Annotated in this window: 9 protein-coding genes; 1 reads left to right on the top strand and 8 read right to left on the bottom strand. The window is 67.7% G+C overall.

What is annotated here, in order from left to right; genetic code table 11:
- Positions 1 to 308 precede the first annotated feature (308 nt).
- Positions 309 to 2054 carry a methyl-accepting chemotaxis protein gene (locus Q0S71_RS23630; RefSeq protein WP_296001210.1) on the top strand — a complete coding sequence of 582 codons (1746 nt, stop codon included), beginning with the start codon at positions 309 to 311 and terminating at the stop codon, positions 2052 to 2054.
- A gap of 77 nt (positions 2055 to 2131) precedes the next feature.
- Here Q0S71_RS23630 and Q0S71_RS23625 read toward each other — a convergent pair whose 3' ends face one another.
- From Q0S71_RS23625 to exbB, 8 genes are all read right to left on the bottom strand, one after another.
- Positions 2132 to 3748 carry a rhodanese-like domain-containing protein gene (locus Q0S71_RS23625; protein ID WP_296001208.1) on the bottom strand — a complete coding sequence of 539 codons (1617 nt, stop codon included), beginning with the start codon at positions 3746 to 3748 and terminating at the stop codon, positions 2132 to 2134.
- A gap of 22 nt (positions 3749 to 3770) precedes the next feature.
- Entirely contained in the window at positions 3771 to 4340 is a 570-nt protein-coding gene (locus Q0S71_RS23620; protein ID WP_296001204.1) for a cysteine dioxygenase, read from the bottom strand.
- 15 nt (positions 4341 to 4355) lie between these two features.
- Positions 4356 to 5714, bottom strand: coding sequence for an LLM class flavin-dependent oxidoreductase (locus Q0S71_RS23615; protein WP_296001202.1), 1359 nt, complete (start codon positions 5712 to 5714; stop codon positions 4356 to 4358).
- A 23-nt stretch (positions 5715 to 5737) separates the two neighbouring features.
- Positions 5738 to 6739: an ABC transporter substrate-binding protein gene (locus tag Q0S71_RS23610; RefSeq protein ID WP_296001200.1), complete on the bottom strand. Its 1002-nt coding sequence runs from the start codon at positions 6737 to 6739 to the stop codon at positions 5738 to 5740.
- Positions 6729 to 9239, bottom strand: a complete 2511-nt coding sequence (locus tag Q0S71_RS23605) for a TonB-dependent siderophore receptor (RefSeq protein WP_296001198.1) — start codon at positions 9237 to 9239, stop codon at positions 6729 to 6731. The genes Q0S71_RS23610 and Q0S71_RS23605 overlap by 11 nt, the downstream gene beginning before the upstream one ends.
- A gap of 61 nt (positions 9240 to 9300) precedes the next feature.
- On the bottom strand, positions 9301 to 10311 hold the full coding sequence (locus Q0S71_RS23600; RefSeq protein ID WP_296001196.1) for an ABC transporter substrate-binding protein: 1011 nt from the start codon (positions 10309 to 10311) through the stop codon (positions 9301 to 9303).
- A 28-nt stretch (positions 10312 to 10339) separates the two neighbouring features.
- Complete coding sequence (locus Q0S71_RS23595; protein ID WP_296001194.1) at positions 10340 to 10762, bottom strand: biopolymer transporter ExbD; 423 nt, start codon at positions 10760 to 10762, stop codon at positions 10340 to 10342.
- Position 10763: 1 nt separating this feature from the next.
- Positions 10764 to 11582, bottom strand: a complete 819-nt coding sequence (gene exbB, locus Q0S71_RS23590; protein ID WP_296001192.1) for a tonB-system energizer ExbB — start codon at positions 11580 to 11582, stop codon at positions 10764 to 10766.
- Positions 11583 to 11593: the final 11 nt, after the last annotated feature.

The raw sequence follows: 11593 nt of genomic DNA, 5'->3' as shown, positions 1-11593 counted from the left end.
TTGAGTGGCAAGTATACCTTGGAATGCGCAGTAGAAAAAAAGCTTCCCTCGGGAAGCTTTTTTTTCGTCCGGATTAACAGTCATGCCAGCCTGGCCTATCTTTGCCGAACATGACTCCGCCCCGACGCCGATCAAGCCCGAGTTCGCCGCCCCATGCGCGCCCCTCCGTCGCGCAACATTGCCGGGCATTCCACAAGAACATTAATTTTCCCATGTGGAAACTAAAAAACGCATTCCAAGGTATACTTGCCACTCAAGCTGGCCGCGACAACAGGCTGGCCGCCACTTTTCATATCGCGACCTCGACCATGTTACGACTCTCCAATATCCGCATCGGCGTGCGGCTGGCCATCGGCTTCGCCGCCGTCCTCATCCTGTCCATCATCGCCATCGCCTTCGCGCTGGTGAACGCGCGCGAAAACGCCGAGGCGACCAAGCGCATGATGGCCGAGCCGCTGACCAAGGAGCGCCTCGTCAACGACTGGTACACCCAGACCAGCGTCACCGTGGCCCGCACCATCTTGATGGGCAAGAGTTCCGACCAGACGCTGGCGGCGACCTTCGCCGACGTCATGGCCGACGGCTCGAAAAAGGGCAATGTGCTCAACAAGAAGATGGGCGAGCTGGCCAGTTCCGACGAGGAAAAAGCCATCTACCAGGCGACGCTGGCGGTGCGCGTCAAGTTCGTCGAATCGAAGCAGCAGCTGCTCGACGCGAATAAATCGGGCGACGCCGCCCTCGCCGCGAAAGTGTTCAGCGACACCTTCACGCCGGCCTCGGACGCCTATCTGGCCGGCATGCTGAAGCTGCAACAGTACGAACGCGGCGTGCTCGACCAGATGGCCCACGACGTCGAAGCGGCCACCAGCCGCAGCTTCAATTTGATCGTCGCCCTCAGCGCGCTGCTGGTGCTGCTGGGCGCGACCGGCGCCTGGCTGATCTCGACCAGCATCACCAAGCCGCTCGAGGCGGCCATCGCCGTCGCCGCCACCGTCGCCAGCGGCGACTTGCGCACCCACTTCGCGCAGGCCTCGCGCGACCAGATCGGCGACCTGATGCGCGCGCTGCACGCGATGAACGACGCCCTCGGCACCGTCGTCGGCGAAGTCCAGAGCGGCACCCAGGCCATCGCCCTCGCCTCCGGCGAAATCGCCTCCGGCAACCAGGACCTGTCCTCGCGCACCGAGCAGCAGGCCGCCGCGCTGGAAGAAACGGCATCGGCCATGGTGCAGCTGACCAGCACCGTCAAGCAAAACGCCGACAACGCGCGCCAGGCCAACGTGCTGGCGCAGAGCGCGTCCGAGATCGCCCAGAAGGGCGGCATGGTGGTGTCGCAAGTGGTCGACACCATGGGCTCCATCGACGGCTCGGCCAAGAAGATCGTCGACATCATCGGCGTCATCGACGGCATCGCCTTCCAGACCAATATCCTGGCCTTGAACGCGGCCGTCGAAGCGGCGCGCGCCGGCGAACAGGGACGCGGCTTCGCCGTCGTCGCCACCGAAGTGCGCAACCTGGCGCAGCGCTCGGCCGCCGCCGCCAAGGAAATCAAGGGCTTGATCGACGATTCGGTACAGCAGGTCGACATCGGCGCGCGCCTGGTGCAGCAGGCCGGCAGCACGATGGACGATGTCGTCGCCAGCGTGCGCCGCGTCACCGACATGATGGGCGAGATCACCGCCGCCAGCCAGGAGCAGAGCACCGGCATCGACCAGGTCAACATCGCGATCGCGCAGATGGACCGCGTCACGCAGCAAAACGCCGCGCTGGACGAGGAAGCGGCGGCCGCCGCCGACAGCATGCAGGAACAGGCGGCCGGCCTGGCGCGCGTCGCCGCCGGCTTCAGGCTGCATCAGGAACGGACCGCGCCGGCGCTGATGGCGCCGGCGAAAGCCAGCGCGGCCAAGCCGGCCCGGCTGGCTGCGGCCAAGCCGGCACGAGTCGCTGCGGCCAGGCCGGCCACTCCAGCGACCCGCACCGCGCCCCGCCTGTCGGCACGCAAAGCGCCGGTGCTCGCAACAGCCGCCAGCGCCGACGAGTGGGAAGAATTTTAATACTGCATAAATAATATAAACGATTTATACCGTATCAAAGCGAGCGGCGCCGGCACCGGCGCCGCTCCCTTTGACGTTTACAGCACCGTAAAACCGTGCGTGCCATCGCGCCCCAGCTGCGCCACCAGGCCGAACTCCCAATCCAGATACGCCTGCATCGCCTCGTCCTGATTGTCGGTGCCCTCGTACGGCCGCCGGTAACGGTCGATCAGCGGCGACGCCAGCCGGCCCGGCCGCGACTCCAGCGGCAAGCCGGCATCGGCCCAGGCCGACGTGCCGCCGGTCAGCACCAGCACCGGCGCCGCCGTCAGCGCCCGCAAATCGGCGGCCGCAAAGCGCGCCAGCGCGCTGCTGCCGCAAGTGAGCACATAGCGCTCCGCCGCCGGCAGGCGTCCCAGCACCGCCGCCAACTCCGAACGCAAGGCAAACCACGCGCCCGGAATATGCCGCTTCCGGTAATTCGCGCCCGACGTAAAGTCGAGCAGCGCGGTGCGCTCCGGCGACACGGCCAGCCAGTCCGACAGGGTCGCCGCGCTGATTTCCTCCACCTCCGGCGCCGGCGGCAGCGGCGCATGCCAGGCGCTGTACACATGAAAATCGGCGGCCCGCAGCTCGTCGACGACATACACCTCATGGTTCATCTGCCGCAGCCACGACGCCGTCAGGTTGGCGCGCACGCCGTCGCTGTCGGCCAGCACCAGCCGCGCGCCGCGCACCGGTGCGAACTGCTCGGTTTCCTGCACCAGCTGCCCGCCCGGCGCGCTGCGGAAGTGTTCAAGGCGGCCCTGCGCGAATTCTTCCGGACTGCGGATATCGAAAAAATATGTGGTGCGGCCGGCGTCCGCGTGCAGCCGCTCCAGCGCCGCGAAGGCCACGCGCAGCACGCCGGCGCGGTCGGCCAGCGCGCGCGCCGATTGCGCCGCCACCTGCCGCGTCGCCTCCGGCACCGCGCCATAGCGGCGCGACTGTCCGTGCTCAAGCTGCTGGCGCGCCAGTGTCCAGCCTATCGTCCCGTTGCGCAGCGCCGCCACCGGATTGGGCAAGCCCGCGTTAATCAAGGACTGCGCGCCGATGATGCTGCGCGTGCGGCCCGCGCAGTTGACGATCACGCGCGTGGCCGGATCGGGCGCCAGCGCGCGCGCCCGCAGCGCCAGTTCCGCGCCCGGCACGCTGATGCTGCCGGGGATGCTCATGGTCTGGTATTCGTCGTAGCGGCGCGCGTCGAGGATGACGATGTCGTCGCCGCCATCGATCAGCGCCCGCACTTCCTGCGCCGACAGCGACGGCGTGTGGCGCTCGGCCTCCACCAGTTCGCCGAAGGCCTTGCTGGGCACATTCACGTCGCGGAACAATTCGCCGCCGGCCGCGCGCCAGCCGGCGATGCCGCCATCAAGCTGCGCCACCTCGGTGTAGCCGAGCTGGCGCAGGCGCGCGGCGGCGGCCGGCGCCAGCCCTTCCCCGTCATCGAGAACGACGATGGGCACGTCGCGGCGCGGCAGCCTGGTGTAGGCATCGAGCTCGATGCGGCCGAACGGCAGGTTGGCCGCGAACAGCGGATGCGCCTGCGCATGCGGATCTTCTTCGCGCACGTCGAGCAGCGCGATTTCCTGCCGCGCCAGCAAGGCGTCGCGCACCTGCTGGTAGCTGCGCACGGGGATGGCCCGCGGGCCGGTGCTATCTGGATTCCTGGTCATAAGGTCGTGCTCCTTGCTAAGGTCAGCCGATGTTGGCATAGCCGGAACGGAAAGGCTTGCGGCCGCCGTCGGCGCTGAAGATGCTGCGGTCGACCGCGCCGATGTCGGCGCCGTAGACGTGGATGCCGATGGAGATGCGGTCGTCGTAGGCGTTGAATACCTGGTGGATGTCGCCCAGCGCCGGCGACACCGCCGCCACCGCGCCCGCCTCCAGCCGCAGCGGCGGGCCGTCCGGCGCCAGCGTGCCGTCGGCGCCGCGCACATAATCCTGCGACACTTCCGCGCCGCGCAGCAGGCCGACCAAACCCCATACCGTGTGGTCGTGGATCGGCGTCGATTGGCCCGGTCCCCAGACGAAGCTGAGCACCGAAAAGCGCGCCGCCGGATCGCGGTACAGCAGGTACTGCCGATAGTGGCGCGGGTCCGGCAGCGCGGCGCTTTGCGGCAGCCAGTCGTCATGCGCCAGCAGCTCGCGCAGCAGCGCCGAACCCCGCTCGACGATGCGCTGCTCGCCCGCGTCCAGCAGCGGTTCGAGGCCGTCGATAAAGTGCCGCAGCCGTGGCGGCGTGTCAAAACCCAGTGCTTGAACCATCTGCGTCTGCTCCATTCAGGCGGCCTGGCGGCGCGCCGCCGTGTTGCGGTTTTCCGGCACGTCCAGGCCCAGATGGCCGCGCAGGGTGCGGTGCTCATAGTCGCGCCGGAACAGGCCGCGCTGCTGCAGCACCGGCACCACTTCGGCGACAAAGGCGTCGAGCTGGCGCGGCAGCGATTCGAACAGGATAAACCCATCGGCCGCGCCGCCCACGAACCAGCGCTCGATCGCGTCGGCCACCTGGACGCCGGTGCCGACGAATTCCAGGCGCGGGCTGGCGTGGCGCAGCGCGGCCTGGCGCAGCGTCAGCCCCTCCTCGCGCGCGGTCCGCATGATGCGCTCGGACGCGCTGCGGTTGCTCTCGGCGCCGAAGCGGGCGATGTCTGGAAACGGTTCGTCGAGCCCATACTGGCCCAGGTCATGCTCGTTGAACGAGCGCGCCAGCGCCACCAGCGCGTCCTCGATGCGAACCAGCGCCAGCGCCTCGCCATACAGCCGCCGCGCCTCCTCCTCGCTGCGGCCGACGATGGCGCGCAGCGCCGGCAACACGCCCAGCTTGTGCGCCGGCCGGCCCAGCGCCGCCGCCCGCTGCTTGATATCCGCATAATAAGCCTGCGACGAGTCGAACGACGAGCCTTCCGTGAAAAACGCCTCGGCATAACGGGCCGAAAAATTGCGGCCGTCTTCCGACGCGCCGGCCTGGAAGATCACCGGTTGCCCCTGCGGCGAACGGCTGATGTTGAGCGGCCCGCGCACCGAGAAAAAATCGCCGTGGTGGTTCAGCGCATGCAGCTTGGACGGATCGAGGAACTGGCCGCTGGCCTTGTCGCGCACCAGCGCATCGTCTTCCCACGAATCCCACAGACCCTGCACGGTCTGCACATGCTCGGCCGCGATGCGGTAGCGTACCTCGTGCGGCGGGTGTACCGGCTTGCCGTAGTTTTCCGCGCTGCCGGACAGCCACGACGTCACCACATTCCATCCGGCGCGGCCACGGCTGATGTGGTCGAGCGACGCGAACTGGCGCGCCACCGTGTATGGCTCGCTGTAGCTGACCGTCAGCGTCGCCACCAGTCCGATGTGGGTGGTGGCGGTGGCGATGGCCGACAAGATCGTCAGCGGCTCGAAGCGGTTCAGATAGTGCGGGCTCGATTTCTCGGTGATGTGGACACTGTCGGCCACGAACAGGAAATCGAACTTGCCCGCTTCGGCCACGCGCGCCTGGCGCAGATAGAAATCGATGTCGGTGCTGGCGCAGGGGTCGGCGTCCGGATGGCGCCAGTCGCCCCAGCCGGGGCCAACGCCATGGAGGATGAAACCAAGTTTGATTTGCCGCTGCGGTGTGCCATGCGTCGTGCTGTACGTTGCGCTCATGCTGTCTCTCCTTGAATGAAATGTCAGGCGGGCCGGAACAGGGTCGCGTCTACCAGGCGGCTGGCGTCGACGCGGCGCGGAAACAGCCTGGCTTCGAAAAATGTGTCGGCCACCTGCTGCAACTGGCCGACGATCTGCGCGTCGAGCGCGCGCAATTGCGGCCGGTCGCGCGCCACCACCAGCTTCACCACATCGGCTGGCAGTTTGGTCAGCCGCTGGAACACGCGCGCGTATTCGTCGGGATGCGCGTTGGCCCACAGGTTCGACAGCGCCAGCCGTTGCAGCACGTCCGCCAGCGCCGCGCGCTTGCCGGCGTCGGCCAGCGCGGCGTCCGACGCGGCGATCAGGCCGATGCCGGAATTGATGCCGACGCCGTCGCGCAGCACGCGCGCGCCATGGATTTCGGCGCTGGCCTGGTAGGTGCCGAAGGTGGCCCAGGCCTCGATCTTACCGCTCGAGAAAGCGACTGCGGCGTCGCCCGGCAGCATGAAGCCGGTCGTCACCTCGTCCGGATGCAGGCCCGCTTCGCGCAGCGCGCCAAACAGCAGGTAGTGCGCGACGCTGCCGCGTGCCGACGACACGATGACGCCGCGTCCCTTCAGGTCCGCCACCGTCTTGATCGGAGAGCCCGGCGGCACCAGTATCGCCACGCCGGCCGGCGACGTCACGCTGGCCGCCACCACCTTCACGCGCGCGCCGCCGGCGGCTGCCGCCAGCGCCGGCGTATCGGCCGCCATCGCGGTATCGACATCGCCCGACACCACCGCCTCGAACAGCGGCGCCGCGCCCTGGAAGCTGGCCCACTCGATCTTGTACGGCACGCCGCGCAGCGCGCCGGCCGCTTCGGCCTTGGTCTGCAGCAGGTGGACCTGATCGCCCAGCACCAGCGTCACCCTGGACAGATCCGGCGCGGCGCCAACCGCACCCGCGACGGCGGGCGTTGCCGCCTTGCCGCAGGCGCCCAGCAAGGCCGCCGCCGGCAACAGCGCCAGCATGCGGCGCAAGCGATTCGGATCAGAAGTCATACGTCACCTTGCCGTAGTAATAGGCGCCGCTCGGGGCGAACGGCGACGGCCCGTAATAGAAGCTGTTGCCGCCGGAGTTGACGTCGCCCGGGCCGTTTTTATCGGGCCGCACGTTGAACAGATTGGCCGCACCCAGGGTCAGCTTGGCGCGCCTGGTGACGGCATACGTCACATCGAGATCGCTCAGCCACTTGGCGCCGAAGTGGTAATCCTGCGCGCGGTTGGCGGTGGTCTGCCAGGTGTAGGCGTCGTAGCGCGTCGTTTGCAAATTCGCTTCCAGCGCGCCGATGAACCAGCGCGCCGACAGAATCAGCTTGGTGCGCGGTGACGCCGTCAGGTCGCCGATGCCGCCGCCGGCCGAATAGCCGAACCACACCGAGCTGCCGCCCGGATTGGCGCCCAAGGCCGTGATCTGCGACGGCGTCGCGTTGATCCTGGTGATCGACGTGTGGTTCCAGTTGACCGCCGCGCCCCAGCGCACGAGGCCATAACGGCCGTAGTCGCCGGTGGCGTCGGTCACCACATCGAGGCCGCTGGTGCGCGTATCGACGCCGTTGGCGAAATACTGTATCCACTCGCTGCCGGTCAGGCCGGCCGCCTTCAGCGTGGGCACGAACGCGGGACCGAACATATAGCCGGTGCGGATGATGCGGTCCTTCACCGACACCTGGTAGCCGTCGAGCGTGAGGTTGACATTGTCGGCCGGCTTGAACACGGCGCCCAGGCCGAAGTTGAGCGACTTTTCCGGCTTCAAATCCTGTGCGCCGAAGCGCCGCGCCAGCGCCGAATCGTTCAGCAGCAGCTTGGACAAACTGGGACCGACTTCGCCGGTGACCGGATTGATGTTGGTGCGGTTATCGGTCTGCGAATAGCCGATCTGCGTCAGCGACGGCGCACGGAAACCCGAACCGACCGTGCCGCGTATCGCGAACGCCGGCGAGAAATCGTAGCGGCTGTTGATCTTGCCGCTGGTGGTGTTGCCGGCGCTGTCGTTGTAATGTTCGGCGCGCACCGCGCCGTCGACGAACCACTGCTCCAGCGGATAGAAACCGATGTCGTTATAAATGGCCAGCACGTTGCGCTTGACGCGCGCCGCGTCGGCCGGCGCCAGCGCCACGCCGGCCTGGGCGCCCACCGCCGCCGGCTTGCCGACATTCGGATTGCCTTCCTGGTCGCCCGGCTGGAACACATAGCCGCCGTTGATGTAGCCGAGCGGCTCGCCCGCATACGTGGTGAAGCGCTCGGCGCGCTCTTCCACGCCCCACGACCATTGCAGCGGCTTTTTCAGGCCGATGTCGACGGCGCGCGTGAAGTCGGCGTTGGTGGTCCACTGCTCGAACTGATACACGGCGAGGTCGTCGAAGCTGGTCGGAGAGGCCGGTCCCAGCGAGGGATTCGACGTCAAATTGCTGTACTGGCGCGCGCGGTTCTTGCCGTAGCCGGTGTTCAGGTCCCAGTTCCAGCCGGCCGCGCGGCCGCGCGCGCCGACGTTGAGCTGGAAGTCCAGGGCGCTCATATTATTGATGGCGAAATAGCCGTCCGGGTAAAGCTGGTCGATGGTGGCCAGGCCGTTCGGGCGGCGGAAGTTATTCCCGGCCACCGTGTTGCGGGTGCCCAGCGTGCCGAAGGCGTAGAGCACCGTGTCCTTGTCGTAGGACTTCTCGGCGTTGACCGCGACGTCGTAGGATTCGATGCCGGGATCGCCGTTGTGGGCGCCGTCGCGGTTCCAGCTGGCGTTCTTCGGATTCGACGCCGGCGAGTAGGCCACCAGGTTCGTCGACGGGAAGTTGTCCCACGACTGGCCGCGCTTGCGGGCCGCCGCGCCGAGGTGCAGGTAGCCGTCGTCGCCGAGCGCGAAACCGGCGTCGCCTTCGACCTTGCTGTTATCGCGGTTGCCCTGCCCTTCCTTGAGCTGGCCGTAGCCGGCCGCGATTTCGCCGCCGTGGTTGCCGGCTTTGAGGATCACGTTGACCACGCCGGCCACCGCGTCCGATCCGTACTGCGCGGCCGCGCTGTCCTTCAGCACTTCGATGTGGTCGATGGCGCTGAGCGGTATCGTATCGAGGTCGATCGCGTTGACGCCGCTGGTGTCGCCGCCGCCGTTGGTCAGCAGCGCGGAATTGTGGCGCCGCTTGCCGTTCACCAGCACCAGCGTGTAGGCCGGCCCCAGTCCGCGGTTGCTGACCGGCCGCACCACCGAATTGACGCCGGCCTGGTTGGTCCCGAAATTAAACGACGGCAGCAGCCGCGCCAGCGCCTCGGCCAGTTCGGCGCGGCCGGTGTGGATCAGCTGCTCGCCGCTGATAACGTCGATCGGCGCCGGGCTGTCGGCCACGGTGCGCGCCTCGCCGCGCACGCCGGTGCTGACCACCACGTCCTGCACCTGGCCGACGCTGGTTTGCGCCGAAGCGGCCGCGCCGCCCAGCAGGCCGGCGGCCAGCAGCGCCAGTCGCAAAGTGTGAAGTGCCGGTACCGCCGATTGATACGATGAATGCCGCATGCGTGATTTCCCTTTGATGGTTTTTTTATGATGTGCGTCGTGTCGTCGCGTTTCGTGAAATTCAGGCCAGGTAGCGCGCGAAGCTGCGGTCCCACAGCGGCGTGACGTCGAGCCGCCGCGCCAGCAGGCCGGCGTCGGCGAAGACATCGGCCACCTGCTGCTGCGAGCGGATCGCCGCGTCATCCACCGCCGTCAGGCGATAGGGCTGGCTGCGCGCGCTGACCTGATTCAAAAACAGCTGCGGCGGCACGCCGGCCAGCTGGCCGCTCTTTTGCGCCCATGGCTGTGGATTGCGGTTGATCCAGTCATAGACCTTGGCCAGCCGTTGCAGGTAGTCGCCGATGGCCGCGTGCTTGAGCGGATCAGCGATGGCGCGGGTCGACGCGCTGATGACGTAATTCCCTGACAGGTAGCCGTCGGCGGTGCGCAGCACGCGCGCGCCCTGGTTCTTGGCCAGCTCCACCACCAGTCCGTAGATGACCCAGGCGTCGAGCTGCCCGCTCTGGAACGCGGCCAGCGCATCCTGCGGCGCCAGCGCCACCGGCTCGATATCCTTGAAACCCAGGCCATGCTCCTTGAGCAGCTTGAGCAAAAAATAATGCGACGTCGTCGAGCGTGCATAGCCGATGCGCTTGCCCTTGAACTGCGCCGCGTCGGTGATGGCGGAATTTTTCGGCACCAGTACCACCTGGTTATTCACGTCGCCGCGCAGCACCGCGATCACCTTCAGCGACGCGCCGCCGGCGGCCGCGAAGATCGGTGGAATCTCGCTCATGCTGCCGCAGTCAAGCGCATCGGCCGACAGCGCCTCGACGATCAGATTCCCGGCCGCGAATTCGGCCAGCGCGGTCTTGTACGGCAGGTCGGCGACGCCGGCCTCGTTGAAGTAATACGAATCGCCGCCCTTGTAGACGCCGACGCGCAGCGTGGTGTCGCGCAGCCGCAGCGCGGCGGCGCGGGTGGCGCTGCTCCAGCCACCCAGCAGCGCGGCCAGTCCGGCGCCGGCGCCGAGGCGCAGGCCGCGTTGCAGAAATCGGCGGCGAGCGCCGCCCTTCGAAGTGATCGAATCCATTTTCAAACCTGTTGTGTGATGTTGGGGTTTAGGGCGCGGGCGCTTCCGAGACCAGCGCGATGCGCGCGTAGCCGGCGTCGTTCAGGGCGCCCATGGTTTGCACGATGCGGCCATAGGCCAGCGACTGGTCGCCGCGAAGATGGATGCGGCGTTCCTTGTCGCCGCCCGCCTCCGCCGCCATCAGCGCCAGCAGCTGACCAGGGCCGGCGGCGGTCTGGTTGACGTAGACCGTGCCGGCGGCGTCGATGCTGACGACGATGGGCGGCTTCGGCTCTTCCAGCGGCCTGGCGTTCGACGTCGGCAGGTCGACCTTGACGCCGGCCGTCATCATCGGCGCCGCCACCATGAACACGATCAGCAGCACCAGCATCACATCGACCAGCGGCGTCACGTTGATGTCGCTGACCGGGCCGACGCGGTGCGATGGGCCGGACGATAATTTAGCGCCCATGTCAGGCTCCCGCCGCCAGCGGCGTGACGTTGCCGCCAGCGCGTTCGCCACGCTCGCCACGTTCGCCACGTTCGGCGCGTTCAGCCTTGGCCGGCGCCGCCTCGCCGCCATCGGTCAGCACCACGCCGGCCTCCAGTTGGCGCGACAGCTGCACTTCCACCAGCCCGACCAGCGTCGCCAGCCGGTGCGCATAATTATTCAGGTCGCCCGAGGCACGGTTGTAGGCGACGACGGCCGGTATCGCCGCCACCAGTCCGAGCGCGGTGGCCAACAGCGCCTCCGCGATCCCCGGCGCCACCACCGCCAGGCTGGTGTTGTTGGACGCGGCGATGCCCTGGAACGCGTTCATGATGCCCCACACGGTGCCGAACAGGCCGACGAAGGGCGCCACCGATCCCACCGTGGCCAGGACCGACAAGCCCTTTTGCAGCTGTTCGATTTCAACGCTGCTGGCGATCTGGCCGACCCGGTTGACGCGCTCCTTCAAACTGTCGCGGCCCGCCGCATCGGCATGCAGGTGCTGGCGGTGGCTGGTGTGCCATTCGTCGGTGATGGCGTGATAGATGCGCGCAAACGGATCCTGCGCCTGCAGCTTCAGTTCCTGGCTCAAGCGACCCAGCGTGCGCTGGCCGGACAGCGCGGCGCTCCAGCCGTCGGCGCGCCGGCGCAGGCTGGAAAAGCGCAGCAGTTTGTCGATGATGACGCCCCAGCTGGCCAACGACGCCAGCGCCAGTATGACGAGGATGGTCTTGACGATGAAGTCGGCCTGCTGGAACAGCGCCAGCGGCGACAGGTGTGCGGCGAGGTGCGAAGGATTCATGTACGGCTCCT

The sequence above is a fragment of the Rugamonas sp. genome (genome assembly GCF_025354735.1).
In the GTDB taxonomy this organism is placed as follows: Bacteria; Pseudomonadota; Gammaproteobacteria; order Burkholderiales; family Burkholderiaceae_D; genus Rugamonas.
This window is presented reverse-complemented; position numbering and strand designations above follow the sequence as displayed.